The sequence below is a fragment of the Solwaraspora sp. WMMA2056 genome, assembly GCF_030345095.1.
Lineage (GTDB): Bacteria > Actinomycetota > Actinomycetes > Mycobacteriales > Micromonosporaceae > Micromonospora_E.
Map to the genome: position 1 here is coordinate 2,231,917 of NZ_CP128360.1, position 23,257 is coordinate 2,255,173.

Here is a 23,257-nt window from a genome sequence, read left to right on the forward strand (position 1 = left end):
CTGCTCAGCCGGTTTCCCGGCCAGGGCCGAGCGTGATCAACGGTTGGTCGAACTCGACCGGCTCGCCGTCGCCGACGAGCACCTCGACGACGACGCCGCGGTGGTCGGCGACGATCTCGTTCATCAGCTTCATCGCCTCGACGATCCCGATCACCTGGCCGGGTTCGACCAGGTCACCGACGTCGACGTACGGCCTGCCGCCCGGCTCGGCGGCCCGGTAGAAGGTGCCGACGATCGGTGACGCGACCGCCCGTACCGGCGGGGTCGTCCCGGTGGGTTCCACGCCGGTACGGCCGGACCCGGCATCGCCCGGGTCCGTACCACCGGGTCGCGGGTCGGGCCGGGCCGGCCCGACACCCACCGGCGACGCGGGCCGGTCGTGCCACTCGATTTCGATCACCGTGTCGCCGTGGCGGACCTGCACCCGGCGCAGTGGTCCGGTCAGCTCGCCGACCAGTTCCCGGGTCTGTTCGGCCAGCCGACGCAGCTGGCTGGCCAGATCCGGGCCGGCCGGGGTGCCGTTGGCGGAGGCTGTGGTCATCACGTAATCACCTGGATCGGTCGGTCGGTGGCGGTCGGCCCGCCGTCGGTGGTCGGTTCCCCGCCGCCGCCGTGCGGTTGCCCGTCGTCGCCGGTGGTCGGTTCGCCGCCGCCGCCGACGGGCCGGTCGAGGCCGGCGGCGTAGCGGCGGAACCGTCGGGCCCTCCGTCGCAGCAGTTCGGCGGTCGGCAGGGCGCGCAGGTCGGGCAGGGTGGCGGTGAGCGCGGCGCGCAGCCGCTCGGCCGCACCGGCCGGGTCCTGCTGGGCCCCGCCCGGTGGCTCGGCGACGATGTCGTCGGCGACGCCGAGGCGGACCAGGTCGGCGGCGGTGAGCCGCAGGGCGGCGGCGGCGCGGGGCGCGGCGGCCCGGTCGTGGAACAGGATCGCCGCGCAGCCCTCCGGACTGATCACCGAGTAGACGGCGTTCTGCAGCATCAGCACCCGGTCGGCGACGCCCAGAGCCAGCGCCCCACCGCTGCCACCTTCGCCGGTGACGACGGCGACCACCGGGGTGGGCAGCCGCGCCATGGTGCGCAGGCAGGTCGCGATGGCCCCGGCCTGGCCCTGCTCCTCGGCCTCGATGCCGGGGTGCGCCCCCGGGGTGTCGATCAGGGTGACCACCGGCAGCCCCAGCCGGGCGGCCAGGCCCATCACCCGCAGTGCCTTGCGGTAGCCGGCGGGGCTGGCCATGCCGAAGTTGCGGCACAGCATCTCCCGGGCGTCGTGTCCCTTCTGATGCCCGACGACCGCCACCGGCTGGTCGCCGAGGCGGGCCAGCCCGGCGACGATCGCCGGACAGTCCGCGCCGAGCCGGTCGCCGTGCAGCTCGACGAAGCCGTCGAAGGCGCCGGCCAGATAGTCCAGTGTGGTGGGTCGGGCCAGGTCGCGGGCGAGCCGTACGCACCGCCAGGGGTCAGGGTCGGCTCCCCGACGGGCGGCCGGGACGACCGCCGCCGATGGTGTCGCCCGGCTGCCCGGCGCCGACGGGCGGCCGACGGTTGCCGACGGGCGGCCGACGGTTGCCGATGTGCGGGCGGCGGTTGCCGGCCCCGGACCTGCTCCGGCGCGGCCACCGGCGGTCGACGCGAGCAGGGCGCGTAGCCGGGGGCGCAGGTCACGCCGTTCGACGACCAGATCGACCTGGCCGCGCCGGAGCAGGAACTCCGCGGTCTGGAAACCGGTGGGCAGTTCCTGGCGGATCGTCTCGCGGATCACCCGGGGGCCGGCGAAGCCCATCCGGGCGCCGGCTTCGGCGATCACCAGGTCGGTGTTGGTGGCGAAGGAGGCGGCGACCCCGCCGTACGTGGGGTCGGTGACGACGCTGACGGTCAGCACGCCGGCGGCGCGCAGGTCGGCGATGGCGCAGCTGATCGTGGCCAGCTGCATCAGCGCCAGGGCACCCTCCTGCATCCGGGCGCCGCCGGAGGCGGTGACCAGCACCAGCGGGTCGCCGGCGGTGAGGGCGTGCTCGGCGGCCCGGGTGATCAGCTCACCGGTGGCGGCGCCGAGGCTGCCGCCGAGGAACCGGAAGTCCATCACGGCCAGGACGACGCGCTGTCCGCCGATCCGGGCGGTGCCGCAGACCACGGCCTCCGCCAGGCCGGTCGCGGTCCGCGCGCGGGCCAACCGACGCGGGTACGGCTGGGTGTCGACGAATCCCAGCGGATCGACCTCGGCCGCCCGGTGCGGCAGTGCGGTGAAGCTGTCCGGGTCGGTCAACTGGGTGATCCGGTCCGGTGCAGCCAGCCGGCGGTGGTGTCCACATTCGGGGCAGACCTCGAAGTTGCGGCGCATCCGCCGGCGGTAGACCAGGGCGTGGCAGGCGCTGCAGCGCAGCCACAGGTCGCGGGCGGTCGCGGGGCCGCTCACGGCCGCCGCCCGGTGGGCGCGTCCCAGTGGTAGAACCGGTGCGCCATCGCGTCGCGCGGGCTGCGCCAGGTCGCCAGGTACGGGCTGATGTAGGCGGCGAGCTGGCGGCTGACCCGGTCGAACTCCGGGTGCTGCCGGGCGGCGGCCACCGCGTCCGGGCCGGTGTGGTCGGTTTCGATCAGGTGCACGTACAGGTCGTGCAGCCGGTACAGCGACCGGTGCCGGACCCCGGCCAGGCCGGGCAGGTCGGTGCGGTCCGACTCGGCGAAGATCTCGGCGACCTGCTGCTCCGCGTTCGGGACCACCTTGGCGATGATCAGTGACCTGTCCATGGTTTCCTCCCAGCGGCGTCCAACCGGTTGCGCCCGTCACCATCCCGCCGGCGGCGTCACCGCCGCGTCGCGGCAGACCGATCGTGGAGGTCTGCCACGGTGACGCTGAGGTCACGGCGCTTCGGTACAGCGCGTGATGGTCGACGATGTCGCTGTTGGGTGCCTGGCCGGTTGGTGTTGGAGAATTGGCAGCTCAGACGGGCTGTGGTCAACCGTTGGGCGAATCGGCTAACCGACTCCGTCATTGACTGAGAGTAACCATGATTGATAATCTTCGTGACGCAGAGGCATGGTGCGGGTACGGCGACCGGTGACTGACGCGTGCAGGGGGTTCGGCCGTGACGTCAGAGGCAGGCAACGCGGAGGCATCGGTCAGACTTCTCCTTCTCGGCGGGTTCCGCCTGGTGCGCCACGGCGAGCCAGTGACCGTCCCTCGTGGACTTCAGCGGATCGTCGCGTTGATCGGGCTGCGCCCCGGTGCCACCCGCGCCCACCTGGCCGGCCTGCTCTGGCCGGACGCGGCCGAGGAACGGGCGCTGTCGTCGCTGCGTACCGCCCTGTGGCGGCTGCGGCAGGAGCCCGCCTGTCCGCTGCGGACGGTCGGGGACACCGTACGGCTCGACCCGCGGGTCCAGGTCGACGTCGACGACCTGGTCCGCACTGCCGCCCGGGTCCGTGACGGCGGCGATCCCCGGCTCGCCGACGCGGTGCTCACCGCCGCCCGGCACGATCTGCTACCCGGCTGGTACGACGACTGGGTTCTGCTGGAGCGGGAACGGTTGCGCCAACTCCGCCTGCACATGCTCGAACACGTCGCCCGGTCCCATCTGGACGCCGGCGAGCACGACGAGGCCCTCCAGGCGGCGTTGGAGGCGATGGGCGCCGAACCCCTGCGGGAGACCCCGCACCGGTTGATCGTCCAGATCCACCTGGCCGAGGGGAACGTCTACGAGGCGCTGCATGCCTTCTACGCGTACCGGGACCTGGTGTTGCGGGAGTTGCAGCTGGAGCCGTCGGCGGCGATGTCGGCGCTGCTGGCCGACATCCTGACCCCGATGCGGGCCGCCCGGGCCCCCGGGCCGGCACGTCGGCGGCCCCGGCCCGGCCACGACGGCGTGATCAGCCCGCGTCCGACCCGCTGACCCGTCGGCCGTCGCGTGCGGCCGCCACCGCCAGGTCACCGCCGAGCGCCACCCGCACCAGCGCGGCGGCGAACCGGGGCAGGTCCCGGTCGGACACCAGGGCGGCCAGCCGGTCCGGCGCCGTCGGCAGGTCCAGCGCCTCGGCTCCGACGTTCACCCGCCGGTCCAGGTACGGGCGCAGACCGGGCCAGACCGCCTGCACCTCGCGCAGGAAGATGTCCGCGCCGGTCGGGCCGATGCCGGGGAACGCGGTGAGCGCCCGGCGCAGCGCCGCCGGGTCGTCACCGACGTCGCCGTGCAGCCGCCGCAGGTCACCGCCCCACCGGCGCTGGCACAGCTCGGCCGAGTCGCCGAGCATCGTGGCGGTACGTTCGTCGTAGCGCCGGTACTGACCCCGGCCCAGCGCGTCCACCCGGTCCTGCCAACTGGCCTTCGCCATCGCCGCCGGGGTGCGGTAGCCGGCGGCGAACAGTTCGCGAGCCGCGTCGACCGCGATCCGCGCCGAGATCCGGGCGCTGAGCAGGGTCGCCAGCACCAGCAACTGGTACAGCGGCGCGGGCTTGTCGGCCAGGGTGATTCCCGCGTCCGCGCTGAACGTACGGCCCTGCTGGTCGAGCAGGGCCGTCACCGTCGTCCCCGGTCGCCGACCGGCCATCCGCGCCACCTCCAGGTCGCCCGTGCCACCTCCAGGTCGCCCGGTTACCCCGGGCCGGGCGCAGGAAACGACTCAGCGGGCACCGCTGGCCGTCAGCGGCTCCGCCGCCGGTTCGTCGTGCCCGGCCACACCGGCGGCAACCGGCTCGGCCGGCTGTTCAGCTGGCTCCCCGGCCTGGGCGATCCGCAGCGCCTCCACCAGTTCCCGGTAGAGCTGGTCGGTGGCGAGCAGACTCTGGTGGTCGCCACGGGCCCGGACCTGCCCGGCCTCCATCACCACGATGGTGTCGGCGTCGATGACGGTGGAGAGCCGGTGCGCGATGGTGACCACCGCGCCATGCGCGGCCTGTTCCCGGATGCAGTCGTGGATGGCGACCTCGGTGAGGCCGTCGACCTGGGCGGTCGCCTCGTCCAGCAACAGTACGTCCGGGCGGCGCAGGATGGCCCGGGCCAACGCGATGCGCTGCCGCTGACCGCCGGACATCGACGACGGGGTGAGCGGGATGTCCAGACCCGCACCCAGTGAGTCGACCTTCTCGGTGAGCCGGACCGCGTGCAGCGCCCGGCGGATCTCCGCCTCGGTGGCGTCCGGGTAGGTGAACAGCAGGTTCTCCCGGATGGTGCCGGGAATCACCGGGGTGTCCTGCTCGACGTAGGCGAGCCGCTGCCGTACCTGCGCGTGGCTCAGGTCCGCGTACGGTCGACCGTCGAGCAGCACCTCGCCGTGCTGCGGGGCGAGGAAGCGCAGGATCAGTGAGAACAGCGTGGTCTTGCCGGCACCGGACGGTCCGACGATCGCCACGTGACCGCGCCGGGGCACGGCGAGGTCCACCTCGCGGACGGCCGCCGGTAGATCGGGGCCGTAGCCGGCGGTGATCCGCCGCAACTCCAGCACCGGCGGGTCCAGCACCGGCGGGTCGCCGGCAGCGGTGGCCGGGTCGGTGCTGACGGTGGCCGGGTCGGTGGCGGTAGCGGCCGTGGGGTCGGACTCCACCGGCATCGCCTCGATCTGCCGGATCCGGCCGGCGGCGGCGATACCGGACTGCAGCGCGGTGAGGTGCCGGCTCAGCGTGGTGACCGGTTCCATCAGCCCGAAGGCGTACAGCAGGAACGCGATCAGGCTGGACACGGCCAGGTCGCCGGTGCTGACCCGCCACGCGCCGATGCCGAGGATCATGATGATGGCGAGTTGGATGCCGCTCCAGGCGAGCGTCCAGGCGTACGCCTCCCGGCGCACGGCCCGTACGCTCTGCCGGGCCGACTCGCGCGCCTCGCCGACGATCCGATCGGACTGGCGCTGCTCGGCCCGGCTGACCTTGACGGTACGGATCGCCCGCAGGGTTCCCTCCAGCACCGCCCCCAGGGTGCCGACGTGCGCCTGGGCCCGCTCCTGCGCTTTGGCGATGCCGGGCATCAGCAGGCTGAACAGCACCGCCATCACCACCACGGCGGCCACCGTGGCACCGAGCAGCACCAGGTCGAGCACGGCCATCAGGGCCAGGGTGCCGACCAGCATCACCGAGCCGTTGATCAGGCCGATGACGCTGGACGAGGCGGCCTCGCGCAGCAGGACGGTGTCGGAGGTGACCCGGGTGATGAATTCGCCGGTCGGCCGGCTGGTCACCGCCGGGACGGTGGCCCGGAACAACCGGCGGACCATCGACTCGCGGGCGTCGAGGATCACCCGCTCGCCGACGGTGCCGAGCAGGATCCACTGCCAGAGCCAGATGACGACGCCGAGGACGAGCAGGCCGAGCAGCGCGAGGACCGGTCCGCGCAACGAGTCGAAGGTGGACAGGCTGTCCAGCACCCACTTGGTGACCATCGGGGTGGCCAGGCTGCCGGCCGATCCGAGCAGGGCGAGGAACAGGCCGAGCCCGAGGGCGCGGCGGTGTGGTCGGGCGAACGACCAGAGCAGGCGGAGCCGGGGCAGCTTGCGGTCGTCGGATGAAGGCGCGACGCGTACCGGAGCGGTCATAGCTTGAAGTGGAACACAAGTGTTCCAGAATCGTCAACGACTATTCGTTATCGGAACGTCGTCGGGTAGGTTGCCGAGTATGGTGGAGACGCAGATCGGGGCAGCGGAGACGGCCACCCGGGCGCGCACCCGGCGGGCGATCCTGGACGCGGCGCTGGTCGTGCTCGCCCGGGACCAGGCGGCGTCGCTCGGCGACATCGCCGTCGAGGCCGGTGTCGGCCGTACGACGCTGCACCGCTACTTCCCGGAGCGGTCCGACCTGATCGACGCGCTGGGTCAGCACGTGCTGGACCGCATCGCGGCCGCCACCGAGCGGGCCTGCCCCGGGCAGGGCAGTGCCCTGGCCGCCATCGAACGCCTCTGCCAGGAGTACTTCGCCCTCGGCGACGCGCTCACCCTGATCTTCACCGATCCGCAGCTCGCCTGCCGGCCGGAGTGGAACCAGGAGACCGAGGCCGACCGGTCGATGCTGCGGTTGATCGAACGCGGCCACGCGGACGGGAGCATCGATCCCGAGGTCGACCCGCGCTGGGCGCAGCAGATGCTCTGGGCGTTGCTGTACGCCAGTTGGCAGTACGTCAACGACCACGCGGCACCTCGCTACCAGGTGCTCGACCAGTGCCTCCGTACGCTCCGCAAGGCGCTCGGCAGCTAGCATCCGCAAGGTGCGCCAACGTCGTCGTCGAACGGAGCAGCTGATGCGCCGGGTACCGCGCACCGCCCTGCTCGCCGCCGCTGCCGCCCTGGTCGCCGTCGGCTGCTCCGACCCCGTGTCCCCGGACTCCGCCGTATCCGGCACCTCATCAACGACGGTGACCGGATCGCTCAGCGTACTCGCCGCTGCCTCGCTGACGGACACGTTCATCCGAATCAGCGCCGACTTCGAGGCCGCCCACCCTGGTGTCACCGTCACGTTCAACTTCGCCGGCAGCTCTCAACTCGCCCAGCAGATCACCGCCGGTGCCCCGGCCGACGTCTTCGCCGCTGCCAGCCCCGTCACCATGGCGACCGTCGTCGACGCCGGTGACGCGGCGGACGAACCGGTGGTCTTCGCCCGAAACCAGCTGGTCATCGCCGTGCCGGACGGCAACCCCGACGGCGTTACCGGTCTGGCCGACCTCACCGCGCCCGAGGTCAAGGTGGCGCTCTGCGCCGAACAGGTGCCCTGTGGGGCCGCCGCTCGCGTCGCGCTCGACGCCGCCGGCAGCGACCTGGCGCCGGTCACCTACGAACGAGACGTACGGGCGGCGTTGTCCAAGGTGCGCCTCGGCGAGGTCGACGCGGCACTGGTCTACCGTACGGACGCCGCCAGCGCCGCCGACGAGGTGGACGCCGTCGAGTTCGCCGAATCCGCCGAAGCGATCAACGACTACTCGATCGTGACCCTGGCCCAGGCCGCCAACCCGGTGACGGCCGAGGCGTTCGTGGCGTACGTCAGCTCCACCGCCGGGCAGGCGATACTCGCCGAAGCCGGCTTCGAGAACAGCGTGCCCTGACTTCTGCTGTTCCGTCCTGTCCTTCCTACGACTTCTTCCAGTACCGGCAGGTCCAGTCCACCTGTTGCAGCTCACCGTCGATGCCGTGTGTGCGTCGGAAGTCGTCGACCGCCTCACGGCAGCCCCGGACGGCGTGGTAGTCATCGATGATGACATAGCCGCCGACCGACAGCTTCGGATACAGCGAGTCGAGCGCCACCATGGTCGAGTCGTACAGGTCCCCGTCGAGGCGCATGACCGCGATCCGGTCGATCGCTGCGTTGGGAAGGGTGTCCTCGAACCACCCTGGAAGGAAACGTACCTGGCTGTCGAGCAGATCATACCGGCGGAAGTTGGCCTGGACGCGGTCCAAGGGTACGGCGAGGAAGGGTTCTTTCCAGAGGGCGTCCTCGACATCTGCACTCCTGTGCGGATCGGGCCGTGGCAGACCGCGGAACGAGTCTGCGACCCAGACCGTGCGATCGTGCTCTCCGTAGGCTTTCAGCAATGCCCGCATGAAGATGCAGGCTCCGCCACGCCATACTCCGGTCTCGATCAAGTCTCCGGGAATCCCGTTTTCGATTACCTCGGTGACGCAGTTTTCGAGATTGTCCAGTCGTCGAAGTCCGATCATCGTTTCTGCTTCCGGGGGCCAGTCCCGGCCGTTGGCACGTGCGTCGGAGTCGAACGGAAACCGAATCACCAGCTCCATGTCCCGTCGGTTCAGTAGCCGCTGACCTTGCTGGATCAAGGAGGACTTCAACGACCTGCGGCGCGGTTGGTATGGGATCCAGGACTCGCCAAAGGTGTATCTGGTTAGGGTTCGTTTCATCAGATCGAGATACAGCCGCCGGGCATCGTCAGTGGTGGCGACGTTCTCGGGAGCCGATATGGCCGTCATGTGTACTCCTTGCATTCGCTTAGCGGGTCGATTGTTGGAATCGATGCACACGGCACCTTGCGCAGTAGGGTGGCGAGGTGATCGTACAATGACATCATCTGTGTTGGGTGTCATTTCTGGAGTTTGCCGACGGGGAGGAATCCGGCCAACTCCTTGGGTCTTTCGGCACGGCTTCCTGATGGCCTTGGCGTGCCGAGTCCGGCAGCGGTCACCGCCGAATCGGTGCTCGAGTCGCGGTGCCGGCCGTGATCCTCGGCCGGCCCGTCGAGGTGCCGGGAGCGCCACGCCGCGGGTCGGGACATCCCGTCCACGCCGTCGACGACCACCACTCCGACGAAGGGGACGTCGAGATTGCGCAACAGTAGTGCCGCGCGCTCTGCCTCGGCGACGTCCGTGGAGCCCCGCCGCACCACCAGGACGACGCTGTCGACCTTTCTGACGAGCGCGGTAGCGGTCGCTCCGGACAGGATCGGTGGGCCGTGCACCACCACGTCGCCTCGCGGGTCGACATCGTCAAGTAGGTCTCGGCCCGATCTGCCGTACACCCGGTGGTCCGTCGGGTCCGACGCGAGCACAGTTGGAGCCGGTGTACCCCAGGACCAGCCGGAACCGCCTTTCATCAGGCCGAACAGGATCCGATCAGCCGTCGGCAACCGTTCGCCGTCAGGTGAGGTCGCCTTACCGGGCGGGTGTCCCTCGGCGAGGGTCACCCGATCGCTGTGGCTGGCCATCCGCAGTGCCAGTAGTGCGGCCACCATCGCCTTTCCGTCATCGTTTCGCACGCTGGTCAGCAGGATCCGCCGCCCGGACAGCGACTCGGTGAACACGTCGAGGCCGGCGAGCAGCGTTTCCGTCGCCGTCGACGCGGGTCCGTGGCGCAGCAGCCGGCCATGACGTTGCCTGAACCGTCGAGGCAGCCTGGGGAAGACCGCCAGTACCGGAAGGCCCAGCCGGACCTCGATCGTGTGACTGTCGGAGAGGTGGTTGTCGAACCGACTGCGGGCGGTGGCCAGGCCGAGCCCGCTGAGCAGTCCCGCGAGTGCGCCGAGCGCGTCGTTCAGGAGCGGCTTGGGCAGGGCCGGCCGTGCCGGTGGGGCCGCGCGGTCCAGGGTTCGCGCATCGATCTGCACGCCCTGGGCGATCGAGAACTCCGACAGTCGCTGGATCAACGATTCGGTCGCGGCGTTGGCGATCGAAGCCGATCTCTCGCCGGTCGCTGCGGCCGCCGTGACGGTGACGATCTGGAGCCCTGGTTCGAATCGCCCGGTGACCTGACCGACGACCGCGTCCGAGGGCAGCTTCAATCTGTCGGCGGTGTCGATCGCGATCTCCCGGGACTCGGCCATCTTGGCGATCGTCGGGGCGAGACTCTGCGCGAGGCTGATCGACGCGGTGCCCTGACCGCTGGACTGCTGATCCGGGGCGGCGCTGATCACCAGTGAACTCGAGGCGTAGTAGGTCGGTGGCGTGAACTGGGTGACCAGTTGGGCCGCCAGTAGTCCGAGACAGCAGCCGATCACGGGCAGACCGGTGACGCGGACGATGGTTCGCACCGCCGTCGGGACTCGAGCGCCGGCGATCATTGCTTCGCCTCCAATTGGGATGACACGTTCTTTCGCGTGGGCTGTGGCCGTAGTGCCGGGCCGGCGCCGGGGGAAACCACCGCCGGCGGCCGACCACCGACCGCGGCGAGCTCGTGCCATACCTCGCACATCGCGTTGGCGACTCGTCCCCAGCTGAAGCGCTCCGTCGCCTGTCGTAAGCCGTTGGCGGACAGCGTTGCGCGCAGACGCGGGTCGTCCCGCAGCCTGGCGAGCCGGTCGGCTAGGGCGGTCCAGTCGCCGGCGGGATAGGTGAGGCCGGCGTCGCCGACCACGTACGGGATCTCGCCGACATCGCTGCCGACGACCGGGATCCCGCAGGCCATCGCCTCGACCAGTACCCGACCGAATTGCTCGCGCAACGGGATACCCACCCAGGGGAGGACGTTGCGCTGCACGACCTCGATGGAGGGAAGCGCCAGGACGTCCATTCGGCCGAGGTGGTCGGGTAGATCGTCGTGATGTGCCCAGGAGTGCAGCGTGACACGGCCGGGACGTCGCCGGGCAGCCTGTTCCACCAGCTCCGCCAACGTGCCCGTACCGATGAACACGGCGTCACAGTCGGTCGACTCTGTCGCGCGCAGGAGATCGGATACACCCTTGTGGTGCTCCAGCCGTCCGACGAAGCCTACGGTGAAGCGACCGTCGGCCCGCTGTGTCCGCCGTGGCGTGAAGAGGTCCGTGTCCACCCCCAACGGCACCAGCGACGCGGCACCGGCGTATCCCTTCGCGCGGAGCACGTACAGCGCGGCCGGGGTGATCGGGAACGCGTGATCGATACGCCGATACGTCTGCCGTTCGATAAAGGGAAAAGGAACCGGAAATTTGATCACGATGTTCTGCGCGGCGTACAGTGAGACCGGAATGCTGGGCCAGCGTCGACGACATGCCCGGATGACCTGCCAGGTGGACAGGTAGGCGGCCTCTCCGATGACATGCAGGACGTCTGGCCGGTAGCGCGGATACCGGCTCACGCCGGTCCGAAAGAGTACCGATGCCATGTGGCCGGTGTGCTGCTCACTGAGCGCGTGAGGGACGATATGATGGTGGAATCGTGGATAACGCTCCGATAGCCTGCCGAGTTCGGTACGGGTGACGTCGGACACATCGGCGGCTACCAACGTCACCGTCGTGTCGGATCGACTTCCGAGGGCGGCGAACAACTCGATCCAGTGCTCTGTCCGTGCCCCGACTGCGCTGATCATCACGTGCATTTGTTTCTCCATGATTTCTCGGGCTGTCTGGAAAGCGCGATGCGGGATATGCTCGACCATGCCCAGACGCGAGCCACTCCTGCTCGGGGTTGCACGGGAAGCCGGATTCCGGCCAGGCCGATGCCGAGTGCGGCACGTAGCAGCACGGCGACCCGTACGGCGGTCAGGGTCGACGGTTGGTTGAGCGCGAAGAAGCGCAACATGCTTTGGTACAGATGAGGCCAGCTCCGGGTAGGGTCGTTGCTGCTGCCGCCGCCGACGTGTACGGCCTCGACCCCGGGTAGATACATGACCGCTTCGTCGTTCCGCCACGCCTGCAAGCAGAGTTCCTCGTCCTCGTAGTAGAGGAAGTATCCCTCGTCGAGTCCGCCGATCCTGCGCAGCAGATCGGTTCGGACGGCCATGCACGCTCCGGAGACCCAGTCGACATGTACCGGGTGACGGTAGTCGCGGCACGCGTCGTACGCCGTCCGACGAGCGTTGCCGGACATCAACCGGCGTAGTCCGACCGGCAGCAGGCTGCCGCCGAAGCGGCTGGCGACAACAGTGGCCAGTGATTCGAAGGGGTGGGCGCTGATGGCGACCCGGCCGTCGGGGTGGCGAATCCGAGGACCTACGATCGCCGTCGTCGGATGATCGTCGAGTGTGTCAAGCAACGCCTCAACTGTCGACAACGGACAGACGCAGTCAGGGTTCACCAGAAGGACAACGTCCGTTCGGACGTCGGTGATCGCCTGATTGACCGCGGTCGCGAATCCGACGTTGACGGTGTTGGCGTGCAGTGACACGCCTGGGAACTCCGACCGTACGATCGACACGGTGGAGTCGCGAGACGCGTTGTCGACGACGACTATCGGTAGGTGACTGTTGTCGAGCGCCCGCAGATTGGCCCGGATATGTTGTTCGGAGTTGTACGTCACGACGACGGCGGTCGCGTTCGGTGTGGTCATGTCTTTGACCCGTCGAGTGTGATGTGTCGAAGGACTTTCGCGTTTCCCGTGATTAGGGTGAGTGCGGGGAGTAGTCCGAGCTCCCAATGGCCGGCGGTCGGACCGGCGAAAGCGGCGCCGACCAGGAATCCGCACGTGAGGGCGGCAAAGCCGAATTTCATTCCGTCACGATACAGGAATCCATCCCGAATTGTCTGGTAGAGCGGCCAGATCACCGAGATCAAGCCGAGGATTCCGATGTTCGCGAGTACCGTCACATAAAAGGCGTGATAGACCGGCCCGACATCGCCCCGGGTGAAGTCGGGGAGATAGATGTCCCGCACCGACTGGCCCAGTCCGCCGCCCACCAGCGGCTGTTCCGCGAACGCGCTCAGCCCCACGGCGGACTCCGGGCCCCGGTAACCAGACGATTCCTGTAGTTCCCGTTGCAGGGTGCCGAGGTGTTCACCGAGGTCCGATCCCAGGGAGAGCAGAGCGACGCCCGCTACGGCGACGGTGACGGTCGCCGCGATCCCGCGGTGCAGTATCCGCCCTCCCCAGATCAGCATCATGCCCAACGCGACCGTCGCGGCCAACCACAGGGCTCGGTACATCGACAGGGCCACGTCGACCAGGAGCAGACCGGCGACCACCGCGAAACCGGCACGGCTCCAGCCACGGGTACGCCCAGCCAGCACGATCAGCGGCGGTATCCCGAGAAGGGCGACCAACCCGCCGGTCCGGCTCGACGTGGCCATGGCCGTCACGGTGAGCGCGACCGTCGGCACCAGGTAGAGGAGTGCGGCCGCGCGTTGTCGACGTGGCTCGGCGAGTGTCTGTACCGCGATCCAGAAAACGAGTGGGATGATGACGATCTGGTAGGTGCCGACGAGTACGTCGCGCGGCGGGTTGCCGAGGGCGAGACCGTAGACGGCAGCCATTAGGACCAACAGTGTGAGGCCGAGCATCGGCAGATCAGCCGCGCTACGACGGACCGGCTCGACGTTCGCCGCCATCCTGAGGAGCAGCGCGACGCCGCCGGCGCTCAGGATGGCGGCGTGGGCCATGACTATGGTCGCCACGTCACCACCCCCGATCATTACCCCGGCGATCGATCCGCCGAGGATGCTGACCGGCAGGACGGCCCAGGGCCACAGGACGAACGCCGCGCAACAGAGCGCGGCGGCCGCCGACAGGGCACCGAGCGTGCTCGGTGAGGCCGCTGTCGCCGCGACGATCGCCGTGGCGAACAGAATCGACAACGGCGCGGTGTAGAGCCCGTACCTCAGTCTCACCGGGCCGACCCCGCCAGATCGGTGAGCAGGGTGCGTAGCTGGGCGCCCCGGGCCGCCCAGCTGTTGCTGGCGGCTACCGCGCGGCGCCGGGCCACCTCCGTGGGGCAGTGCGCCGTCCGCAGCGCCTCCTCGATCGCGGCCACGAACCGCTGTGGCCCGGTGGCGAGCTGGATCGGGGCGTCGATCTCTCGCAACGCCGGCAGCGGGGTGGCGACCACGGGCTTGCCCACCGCTAGGTACTCGAAGCACTTCTTGGGGTGGACGTAGTCGATCAACCCGCCGATCCGGTAGGGAATGATCGTGACGTCACATCCCCGTAGGATACCGGGCACCTCGGCGAAGGCGACCGGACCGGTGAGTACGACGTTGCGGAGCCCGTCGAGCGGGCTCCGACCACCGTCAGTCACCGGACCGGCGAGTACGAAGGTCCAATCGGGGCGGGCCGTAGCGATCCGCGCCACCAGGTCGGCGTCGAATGCCCGCGTGTCGACCGCGCCGATGTAGCCGACGACCGGCCGGCGTAGCCGGGTGGACCATGTCGCGACCGGGCCGTCCGGAGTGAACAGTTCCGGATCGCAGCCGTTGGGCAGGACCACGGCTGGTCGATTCCCGAGCGGCATACGCTGGGGCAGCGCCGAGGAAGAGACCAGGACGAGGTCGGCGGCGGATAACGCGTCACGCAGCGCTCGGCGCAGGTGGTACCGGTTCCAGGGCCGGGTGAACGTCCAGTCCAAGTCGGTCGCGTCGTAGACCACGGCGTGCTCGCCGAGACGGCCCACGACCGCCGCCGCCAGGTCGTCGTCGATCCACAGGAGCCGGTTGCCCGGACGATCGTCGAGCCAACGTCGTATCAGGTACGCGCCACACCGTCGGTTGATTACATTCGCCGGCGACACCTGTCGGCCGAGGGGCAGTACGGCGGGCGGCGTGGCCAGCCACACGTTGCGCTCGACCTGCGCGACGGACGTTCGCCATTTCGGCCGCTGCCCGGGCGGATCCACGAAGAGCACCCTGCGGTCGACGGCGATCTGCCGGGCCAGGGCGTGCTGGCGGTGGGCTCCGACGTGCCAGGGACTGGCGCTGAACATCACCACCCAGTCACCGGGCCCCTGGGAACGCTGCCGTGGTGGGTCGGTCCCGTTGGTGGTACGTGGTCGGGCCACCAGCGGGACCGGCCGAGGACCGTCAGGCATGGACTCGATCCGGCTGCGGGGCGGGACTCTGCCGCACCTCGTCTTCGCCGAGGTAGCCGATCATCGCCGCACCCCGATCGTCGGCGAGGTGCAGCACGCGGGCACCGGCTTGCCGATCCAACCATCGGCGCACCTGGCCGGCGCCGATTCGTAAGTTGAGCCGGTCGATCCATCGGGACTGGGCACCGAAGGGGAGCACCGAGGACAGTGTCGCGTACCAGACGTCCTTGTCCTCGGTTCGCACCGTCAGCCTCCAGCGCGGCAGTGCCCGGGGCGCTGACCGCAGGTGCAGGATCCTCGTGCCCGGCTGTTCCGCCGTGGCGGTCGGACCGGTGACCGGATCGCGGGGTGGACGTGTGCCGCGTCCATCGGCCGGCTGCTCCGCGTCGAAGGTCACCCACCAGTCGCGGATGTCTCCGTCGGGCAGGGGGCCGACGTCGCCGCGCAACGCCGCTCGCAGATCGCCCAGCCCCAGGGTGACGGGACGGTTGCACAGTCGTTTGACGACATGGTCACCAAGCGCCACTGCCCGGAACACGATCAGTTTGTAGCGGGGCTCGGTCAGCGCGAGGAAGCCGATCATGCTGCCGAGCAGGTGTCTCTGCCGGATCGTCGGTCCGAGTCTGCGACACGACGCGCCTCTGCTGTGCGTCACCGCCGCGTGCGGGATCATCCACAGCCGGTGGCCGGCGTCCTGCAGGGTACGGGCGAGTACGGCGTCGTTCCAGTAGATCGGAAAGCGTTCGTCGAATATCCAGTCTGTTGGGAGGACGGTACGGCGTAGCAAGAGGCAGCTGCCGGATGCCAGCTGTCGCGGGCGGCTGAAATCCTCGCCGCGCATCTGGAACCGGTGCAGCGCGTGGCGAAAACCCGGGAGGCGGCGAAGGGAAGTGGCGAGGGCAATTGTCGCGGCGAAACTCGGCAGGTTAACGTAGTGCTGTTGGAAGGTTCCGTCCGGGTTGAGGTAGAGTGGACTGACTCCGGCTGCGTCTGGGTTCTGACGCAGATACTCAATCATCGTGCTCAGCGTGCCGGGATGCATTCGCACGTCGCTGTTGAGTAGCAGGATCAGCTTGCCCTCGGCGTGCCGGTAGGCCTGGTTGACCGCAGCGGCGAATCCGATGTTGTGGTCGTTGCGAAGCAGCCGCACCTTCGGATAGCTGGCAAGCAGTTCGGCCGACCCGTCACACGAGCCGTTGTCGACCGCGACGATCTCGTACCGTACGTCGCTACTGATCCCGACGGGTATCGAGTCGAGACATGCCTCGGTCTCGTCCCGAGTGTTCCAGCTGACCAACAGGATGGACAACGTCACGGAGCTCACGGGTGCTTCCTCTCGTGGATGGACCGTTGGCTGGGCCTCGGACGAGCCTGGAGGCTGTCGACGGTTCTGCCGTCTCCCGACCGTCGCGCGAAGACCCGGAGCAGGTCACCAAGACCGGGATGGGTGACCCGGAGGGATCTGCTGGCAGCGAAGTCCGCGAACAGCAGGTTGCGGACGTTTCGCAGCCGTGCTGGTGCCTGCCAGTAGAAGCGTGAAAAGGTGGTGTCCCGGGCGACCACGTCGAATCCGCAGTCGGTCAACAATCGGGCGAGCGAGGCTGGGGTGAAGTGCCAACGGTGGTATTCGGGTGCGATGGCCGGCCAGGCACTGCCGAGTCGGTGGGCCGCCGCCGAGGCGATGTTGGGCACTTCGAGCGCCAGCCATCCCCCCGGCGGCAGCGCGGCCCGCGCGGCGGCGAGGAACCGCCATGGATCGGTTACATGCTCGAGTACGTGGAAGGCGCACACCACGTCTACCGGAACGGGCTGCTCGTGGTCCTCGAACCGCAGTGTCCGTACCGGTACGCGGAGCTGCTCGCGGGCGAAGCTGGCCGCGGCGTCCGACACCTCGACGCCACGAGCGTCGATTCCGGCGTCGCGGGCCGCTCGCAGGAAATAGCCGCCGGCCGATCCTGCCTCGAGGAGGGTCGCCGGCCGCACGCGTGAACGCAACCAGCGCAGCCGTCGAATCGATTCGTAACGCCGTTGCCTGGCTGAGGTGAAGTAGTCCTGGTAGCCGTCGGTTTCGTAGTAGGCGCTGTCGTACAGCTGTTCGGGCGGCGGCAGGTCGCTGGCGGTCCAGACGAACTGGCAGCTGGGGCATCGCCGCAACAGTCCATCGGTGATTGGTTCGCCGGCGGTGTCTGCCCCGCACAGTCGACAGCCGGAGATCAGCTTTTCCCCTGTGATCATTGATTCTCCCGTTCCGTACCGTTCGTCGACAGGGCCACCAGACGGATCAAGTCGCCCCGTAGCGGATGGACCGTGCGCAGCGAACGCATGGAAATCACGTGCTCCGGCAAGATGCGGTGGGCGTGCCGCAGTTGATACCGAAACGGCATGTAGTAGCGGAAGGTGGCGGTGTCCTGTCGCAGTAGCCGAAACCCCGCCGTCGTGACCAGCCGTGCCAACGAATTCGGTGAGAAATGCCATCGGTGGTATTCGGGCTGGAGCCCGGGCCATCGGTCGCCGAGCCGACGCGCCGATGCCGATGCGATGTTGGGGACTTCGAGGACCAGCGCGCCACCGGGACGCAGCACCGATCGCGCGGTCGCGAGGAATTGCCATGGATCCGCCACATGCTCGAGTACGTGAAACGCGCAGACGGCGTCCATCCGGTGCGGTGGCGTCACGGACTCGAAACTGCCTTGCTGGACCGGAAGGCGCAGGCAGTCGCGGGCGTACCGGGCCGCTGTCGCCGAGAGTTCGACGCCGTAGACCTTCATGCCGTATCGACGAGCGGCTTCCAGGAAGAACCCGCCCGCTGGTCCGACCTCGAGCAATGAGTCGGGCCGGGCCACGGCGCGAAGCCAGCGCAACCGACGACCGGCTTCGAATCGTCGCGGTGCGGGCAGGAAGTAGTTCTCGTATCCGCCGCCGTCGAAGTAGGCGTCGTCGTACAGCTCCGGCGTCGGCTCGGCGGCGGTCACCGTCCACGCGAATCCGCACGCCAGGCACTGACGCAACTGCCCACCGAAAATCGGTTCGCTGACCGGGTAGGGTCCGCAGACCAGGCAGGTAGGTCGGACGGCACTCATGAGCTGCTCACCTCGTCGGCCGACCGAACCCCGGCCCGTGCGTCGATGGTGTCGGCGGCGCCGGCCCTCGCGTCGATGTCGTGATCGGGGTGGCGGGGTCGACCTGTCCCGGCCACCGGCCCGGCGAGCCGGAAGACGACCAGCACCGCCGCCGAGACCAGCAGGACGACGCCGGTCCGGCAGCACACCGCCCATGCCGCGTCCATCCGGCCGGCACCGTCCGGCAGGTGTCCGGCCGCGACACTGGTCACGGCGGCGGCGACGGTTCCCACGGCGGCCGCCGTGACGAGGATCCGCATGACGGGTGTGACGGGTCGCCGGGTGGCTCGGTGGAAGTGCCACAGGTAGTAGGCCGAGGCCGTGGCAATCGCCAGCGACGTCGCCGCCGAGACCCCGATCGGCCCGTACAGCCACAGTAGCGGCACGGTCAGGACGGCGTTCAGCACAATTGACAGCAAGATGTATCGGGTCTCGCGTCCTGGGCGGCCTTCGGCGCGGGTCACGACGGTGGCCGCGCCGAGGGCGAGATTGAGCGCGTACGCCGGAGCGAGTACGGCGAGGTTCGCCGCTGCCCAGGGCACCGGCTGCCCGATCCATAGCCGTACCAGTGGGTCGGCGGACACTACCACTGCTGCGGTACACGGTGCCAGGAAGACGGCCAGACGCCGGGTGGTTCGCAGGTAGAAGTCGTCGAGCCAGGCTGTTCCCGCCCGGGCCGCTCCCGCGACAGCCGTCGGAAACATGGCGATCAGCGCGAACCCCGGGGGCAGCCGTAGCAGGTTCAGCAGCCGGGTGCCCAGGTCGAAGTGCCCTGCCGTGGCGGGATCGAAGAACCCGCCGAGCAGGAAGCGGTCGAGTTCGGTGTTGACGACGCCGGCGGCACTCGTCGCCTGCACCCGCAGCCCGTAGCCGCTGACGACATGCAGATCCTGACGGCGTACGTCCCGCAACCGTGGCGCGTACGTCGGACCGTACCGCCGGGCGGCCGCGACGGTCAGGGCGGTACGCAGGCCGCCGGTGACGGCGGTTACGACCGCCAGGCCGACCAGGCCAACGCCCATCCGTAGCAGCACGACGGTCAGCACCCCGGCGACGAGCGCGACGCCAGCACCGATCCAGGCGACCAGGCCGTGGCGTTGGTTGCCTTCCAAGACCGCGCGCCAGGGGAGTTCCACCCCGCCGAAAAAGAGCCCCAACAGCATCCACAGCATCGCCCGGCGCGCCTCGTCAGCGGTCTCGCCCAGCTGCAGCAGCTTGTCGATCCACGGCCAGGACGCCGCCAGCGCGGCCAGCGCCAGGACGGCGAGACAGACCGCCCAGCCGATGCCGAGACCGAGGACGGCACGGAGCCGCCCCGGCACCGGGTCGACACCGGCTCGCGCGACTTCACGCACCATCGCCGAGCCGAGTCCCAGATCGAAAATGGCGAGCACGGCGACAGCGGCCGTCAGCAGTACCCAGACGCCGAACTCCTCGTCGCCGAGCCGCTGGTACACGAGCGGCAAGGTCACCAGCCCGACTGCGGTGACGATCAGCCGCCCGGTCACCATGCTGGCGGTGTTGCGCGCCACCCGGTGGTGCGCCGGGGTCGACGGGTCAGCCACGTGGAAATCCTCGAAGGAGCTCCACGACGGTGAGTAGGAGCAGTGTCAGGTCCAGCCGCAGCGACCAGCAGTGGAGGTAGAGCAAGTCACATCGCAGCTTGTCCTCGGCGGTCGCCGTGTACCCGTTGGTCAGCTGGGCGATGCCGGTCAGACCTGGCCGACTGAGCTGTCGGAGGTGATAGTGCGGCAGCCGGCGGAAGTCGTCGATGAACTCGGGCCGTTCGGGTCGCGGGCCCACCAGACTCATCTCGCCGCGAACGACGTTGCACAGCTGCGGAAGTTCGTCGAGCCGGGTACGCCGAAGTATCCGGCCGAGCCTGGTGATCCGGCTGTCGTCAGCGGTGGCCAACGTGGGCCCGGTTTCGGATTCGGCATCGACGCGCATCGTTCTAAACTTGATCAGCCGGAAGGGTTTGCCGCCGGCACCCACCCTGGTCTGCACGTAGAGGGGTGTTCCGGTCATAGCGACCGCGACCCCGATGATCAACATCAGAGGGAGCAGGAGTGGAGCCGCGGCGATGACCAGGACGAGATCCAGTACCCGTTTGGCGTACGCCGCCGTGCAGCCGCCTGGACCCGGTCGCAGCTGGAACCACGGCAGGCCCCCGTGGCGTCGCAGGCGGGCCGGTCGCAGCAGTCCGTAGACCGGCCGGGCGAGAACGAGGATCGGGATCCGGTACGCCCGGCAGGCGGCGAGCACCCGCACGTCGATGTTATCGAGGGAGTGCTTCAACAGCAGCAGCTCCGGCCGACAGCTGGCCAACAGGCCCGGCAGGGCTTCCGGATCGACCGGTCCACGGAGCCGGATCGCGACGTCGAACTCGTCGTCCAGACGGTCGGTAGGGGTATCCGGCCCAGCTCCCTCGATGACCAGTACCCGCTCGCCGCGAGTCCGACGATGCGAGCCATCGTCGCGGGTCGTGACGCCGATGAGCCGGCTGTCAGTCGGGCCCTGCGGCCGGTCCGGATCGAGGACGGGCACGGTGGGGGCCACTGCGGACATAGTGCTGTAGCCAAGCATCAATCCCCCCCCAACGTCAGCAAGATGCACTAGATGCTCTCTAAGCCGTAACTAGCTACTAAAGCCTGTATACCCTACGTAAGGTCTGATATTGCGCTATATCCGATAAAAGGGGCTACTGACCGGAGGTGCCTATCGGCCGTTGATCAAGACAGCCGCCGGTGCCCGTACCGCGACGCGGGCGGGCGGCCACACCCAGGTCGGCTCGGCTATCTTCGACCTGGACTGTCGGCCCCGGTCAAAGAACGGTGCCGTCTCCGAACCGGCATTGACGGCACCGGGCCGGCGAGTTGACCTCCGGGCGCGTGAACGTGTACGGCCGGCGCGGGCCGTCTGAACAGCCACCGACACCACGGTCGGCCATCCTCGGGACTCCTATGACTGCTAAGCGGCGCCAACATCCAGACGACATCGCGCCCGGCGACAGCGACTCCGGGCCGGCCGCGCGTGTGGCGGCCTACCCACATCCCGGACGCGGGGTTCGGCAGCGCGGTTCACTGCCGGTCTTCCTCGCCCTGCCCGCCCTGGCCGGGTTGATCTTTCTGATGCTGCCGCTGGTCGGCCTGCTGCTGCGGACGCCCTGGACCGAACTGCCGCAGCGCCTCACCGCGCCCGGAGTCCTCGACGCGCTGCGGCTGTCGCTGCTGACCGCCACCGCCGCCACCGGATTGTGCCTGCTGCTCGGCGTGCCGCTGGCCTGGCTGCTGGCCCGTACCCGCTTCCCGGGCCGAGGAGCGATCCGCGCGCTGGTCACCGTACCGCTGGTGTTGCCGCCGGTGGTCGGCGGTCTCGCGCTGCTGCTCGTCTACGGCCGGCGAGGGCTGGTCGGCGGCTGGCTCGACACCACCTTCGGCGTCACCGTGCCGTTCACCACCGCCGCCGTGGTGTTGGCCGAGGCGTTCGTCGCCATGCCGTTCCTGATCATCGCCGTCGAAGGAGCGCTGCGCGGGGCCGACCCCCGCTACGAGGAGGCCGCCGCCACCCTCGGCGCCGGCCGGTGGACCACGTTCCGCCGGGTCACCCTGCCGATCGTCGCACCCGGGATCGCCGCCGGGTCGGTGCTGTGCTGGGCGCGGGCGCTCGGCGAGTTCGGCGCCACCATCACCTTCGCCGGCAACTTCCCCGGCCGTACGCAGACCATGCCGCTCGCCGTCTACCTTGCCCTGGAGCAGGACCTGGAAGCCGCGATCGTGCTCAGCCTGCTGCTGCTGGTCGTCTCGGTGGCGATCCTGGCCGGGCTGCGCGACCGCTGGGTGGGTGGGCTGCGGTGACCCCGGACCAGGCGCCGGTGACCACGGACCAGACGGCGGTGTCCCTCGACGCGCACCTGCTGGTGCGCCGGGCCGGCTTCACCCTCGATCTGCGGCTGACCGCCGCCGCCGGAGAGGTCGTGGCCCTGCTCGGGCCCAACGGAGCGGGTAAGACCACCGCGCTGCGGGCCCTCGCCGGCCTGCAGCCGCTGCGCGGCGGCCACCTGCGCCTGGGCGGCCGGCCCTGGGACGAGCCGGCCCGGCGTACCTTCCTCGCCCCGGAGCACCGGTCCATCGGCGTGGTCTTCCAGGACTATCTGCTCTTTCCGCACCTGAGCGTGCTGGACAACGTCGCGTTCGGGCCCCGCAGCCACGGGGTGCCGCGTCGGGTCGCCCGCGACGAGGCAGCCGGCTGGCTGGACCGGGTCGGGCTGTCCGGGTACGCGCGGCGGCGGCCCCGGGAACTCTCCGGCGGGCAGGCGCAGCGGGTCGCGCTGGCCCGTGCACTCGCCGTACGGCCGCAGTTGCTGCTGCTCGACGAGCCGCTCGCCGCGCTCGACGCCCGGACCCGGTTGGCGACCCGCGCCCACCTGCGCCAGCACCTCGCCGCGCACCCCGGCGTGGCGGTCCTGGTCAGCCACGACCCGCTGGACGCGATGGTGCTCGCCGACCGGATGCTGATCATCGAGGACGGGGAACTGGTGCAGTCCGGTGACGCCGCCACCGTCACCGCCCGGCCCCGCACCGACTACGTGGCCCGGCTGGTCGGGCTTAACCTCTACCGGGGTCGGGCCGCCGGCACCACCGTCACCCTGGCCGACGGCTTCACCCTGTTCGTCGGGGAGCCCCAGCACGGCGAGGTGTTCGTCGCCTTCCCACCGGCGGCGGTCGCGCTCTACCGGCAGCGCCCGGACGGCAGCCCCCGCAACACCTGGCCGGCGACGGTCGCCGCGCTCGTCCCCAACGGCGACCGGCTGCGGGTGGAGCTGACCGGGCCGGTCACCGTCGGCGTCGATGTCACCACGGCCGGGGCCGCGCACCTCGGACTGCACCCGGGCGAACAGATCTGGGCGAGCCTGAAAGCAACCGAGACCGCCGTCTACCCGGCCGGGCCGGATCGTACGATTCCCATGATGGAAGTGAAGTCTTCCGACCACAGTTAGTCTCCAGGGAGGGAAC

At 69.7% G+C, this 23,257-nt stretch carries 20 protein-coding genes and 1 pseudogene; 5 read left to right on the top strand and 16 right to left on the bottom strand.

The genetic code is table 11. From position 1 onward, the window contains the following. Positions 1-4: 4 nt before the first annotated feature. The 3 genes and pseudogenes from O7608_RS10320 to O7608_RS10330 form a co-directional block, all read right to left on the bottom strand. The gene (locus O7608_RS10320; RefSeq protein ID WP_289209729.1) at positions 5-541 is read right to left on the bottom strand and encodes an acetyl-CoA carboxylase biotin carboxyl carrier protein; all 537 of its coding nucleotides are present in this window, start codon (positions 539-541) and stop codon (positions 5-7) included. A gap of 134 nt (positions 542-675) precedes the next feature. Next, positions 676-2,409: pseudogene (locus O7608_RS10325) on the bottom strand (acetyl-CoA carboxylase carboxyltransferase subunit alpha); the annotation flags it as partial. Continuing rightward, positions 2,406-2,741, bottom strand: a complete 336-nt coding sequence (locus O7608_RS10330; RefSeq protein ID WP_289209730.1) for a TcmI family type II polyketide cyclase — start codon at positions 2,739-2,741, stop codon at positions 2,406-2,408. The gene O7608_RS10330 and the pseudogene O7608_RS10325, both read right to left, overlap by 4 nt. Positions 2,742-3,055: 314 nt before the next feature. On the opposite strand from O7608_RS10330, the gene O7608_RS10335 reads away from it, so the two are divergent. Then, a complete protein-coding gene (locus O7608_RS10335) occupies positions 3,056-3,883 on the top strand; it encodes an AfsR/SARP family transcriptional regulator (RefSeq protein WP_421361469.1) in 828 nt (275 codons plus the stop codon). On the opposite strand, the gene O7608_RS10340 is transcribed toward O7608_RS10335, so the two are convergent. After that, on the bottom strand, positions 3,861-4,538 hold the full coding sequence (locus O7608_RS10340) for an HhH-GDP family DNA glycosylase (protein WP_289209732.1): 678 nt from the start codon (positions 4,536-4,538) through the stop codon (positions 3,861-3,863). The two genes, O7608_RS10335 and O7608_RS10340, sit on opposite strands and share 23 nt — an antisense overlap. Positions 4,539-4,610: 72 nt before the next feature. Beyond that, positions 4,611-6,515: an ABC transporter ATP-binding protein gene (locus O7608_RS10345; protein WP_289209733.1), complete on the bottom strand. Its 1,905-nt coding sequence runs from the start codon at positions 6,513-6,515 to the stop codon at positions 4,611-4,613. Between the two features lie 79 nt (positions 6,516-6,594). Here O7608_RS10345 and O7608_RS10350 point away from each other — a divergent pair, with 79 nt between their 5' ends. Both O7608_RS10350 and modA read left to right on the top strand, forming a co-directional pair. After that, positions 6,595-7,170 (top strand): TetR/AcrR family transcriptional regulator, encoded by a 576-nt coding sequence (locus tag O7608_RS10350; RefSeq protein ID WP_289209734.1) that lies wholly within the window; start codon positions 6,595-6,597, stop codon positions 7,168-7,170. A 43-nt stretch (positions 7,171-7,213) separates the two neighbouring features. Then, positions 7,214-8,011 carry a molybdate ABC transporter substrate-binding protein gene (modA, locus tag O7608_RS10355; protein ID WP_289209735.1) on the top strand — a complete coding sequence of 266 codons (798 nt, stop codon included), beginning with the start codon at positions 7,214-7,216 and terminating at the stop codon, positions 8,009-8,011. Positions 8,012-8,036: 25 nt separating this feature from the next. Here the strand turns inward: modA and O7608_RS10360 are convergent, their stop codons facing one another. The 11 genes from O7608_RS10360 to O7608_RS10410 form a co-directional block, all read right to left on the bottom strand. Continuing rightward, a complete protein-coding gene (locus O7608_RS10360; protein ID WP_289209736.1) occupies positions 8,037-8,891 on the bottom strand; it encodes a TylF/MycF family methyltransferase in 855 nt (284 codons plus the stop codon). Between the two features lie 110 nt (positions 8,892-9,001). Further along, entirely contained in the window at positions 9,002-10,444 is a 1,443-nt protein-coding gene (locus O7608_RS10365; protein ID WP_289209737.1) for a hypothetical protein, read from the bottom strand. A gap of 26 nt (positions 10,445-10,470) precedes the next feature. Beyond that, positions 10,471-11,766, bottom strand: coding sequence for a glycosyltransferase family 4 protein (locus O7608_RS10370; RefSeq protein WP_289209738.1), 1,296 nt, complete (start codon positions 11,764-11,766; stop codon positions 10,471-10,473). After that, a complete protein-coding gene (locus O7608_RS10375) occupies positions 11,697-12,656 on the bottom strand; it encodes a glycosyltransferase family 2 protein (protein WP_289209739.1) in 960 nt (319 codons plus the stop codon). Before O7608_RS10375 ends, O7608_RS10370 begins: the two co-directional genes overlap by 70 nt. Further along, positions 12,653-13,897, bottom strand: coding sequence for an O-antigen ligase family protein (locus tag O7608_RS10380; RefSeq protein ID WP_289209740.1), 1,245 nt, complete (start codon positions 13,895-13,897; stop codon positions 12,653-12,655). Before O7608_RS10380 ends, O7608_RS10375 begins: the two co-directional genes overlap by 4 nt. Positions 13,898-13,926: 29 nt before the next feature. Further along, positions 13,927-15,123, bottom strand: a complete 1,197-nt coding sequence (locus O7608_RS10385; RefSeq protein ID WP_289209741.1) for a glycosyltransferase — start codon at positions 15,121-15,123, stop codon at positions 13,927-13,929. Continuing rightward, the gene (locus tag O7608_RS10390; RefSeq protein ID WP_289209742.1) at positions 15,116-16,447 is read right to left on the bottom strand and encodes a glycosyltransferase family 2 protein; all 1,332 of its coding nucleotides are present in this window, start codon (positions 16,445-16,447) and stop codon (positions 15,116-15,118) included. The genes O7608_RS10385 and O7608_RS10390 overlap by 8 nt, the downstream gene beginning before the upstream one ends. Then, a complete protein-coding gene (locus tag O7608_RS10395; protein WP_289209743.1) occupies positions 16,444-17,358 on the bottom strand; it encodes a class I SAM-dependent methyltransferase in 915 nt (304 codons plus the stop codon). Before O7608_RS10395 ends, O7608_RS10390 begins: the two co-directional genes overlap by 4 nt. Then, complete coding sequence (locus tag O7608_RS10400) at positions 17,355-18,203, bottom strand: class I SAM-dependent methyltransferase (protein ID WP_289209744.1); 849 nt, start codon at positions 18,201-18,203, stop codon at positions 17,355-17,357. Before O7608_RS10400 ends, O7608_RS10395 begins: the two co-directional genes overlap by 4 nt. Further along, positions 18,200-19,807 (bottom strand): lipopolysaccharide biosynthesis protein, encoded by a 1,608-nt coding sequence (locus tag O7608_RS10405; RefSeq protein ID WP_289209745.1) that lies wholly within the window; start codon positions 19,805-19,807, stop codon positions 18,200-18,202. Before O7608_RS10405 ends, O7608_RS10400 begins: the two co-directional genes overlap by 4 nt. Beyond that, positions 19,800-20,801 carry a sugar transferase gene (locus O7608_RS10410; protein WP_289209746.1) on the bottom strand — a complete coding sequence of 334 codons (1,002 nt, stop codon included), beginning with the start codon at positions 20,799-20,801 and terminating at the stop codon, positions 19,800-19,802. The genes O7608_RS10405 and O7608_RS10410 overlap by 8 nt, the downstream gene beginning before the upstream one ends. Before the next feature lie 404 nt (positions 20,802-21,205). Here O7608_RS10410 and O7608_RS10415 point away from each other — a divergent pair, with 404 nt between their 5' ends. Together O7608_RS10415 and O7608_RS10420 are read left to right on the top strand one after the other, a co-directional pair. Beyond that, positions 21,206-22,099 carry an ABC transporter permease gene (locus tag O7608_RS10415; protein WP_289209747.1) on the top strand — a complete coding sequence of 298 codons (894 nt, stop codon included), beginning with the start codon at positions 21,206-21,208 and terminating at the stop codon, positions 22,097-22,099. After that, on the top strand, positions 22,096-23,241 hold the full coding sequence (locus O7608_RS10420; protein WP_289209748.1) for an ABC transporter ATP-binding protein: 1,146 nt from the start codon (positions 22,096-22,098) through the stop codon (positions 23,239-23,241). Before O7608_RS10415 ends, O7608_RS10420 begins: the two co-directional genes overlap by 4 nt. Positions 23,242-23,257 lie beyond the last annotated feature (16 nt).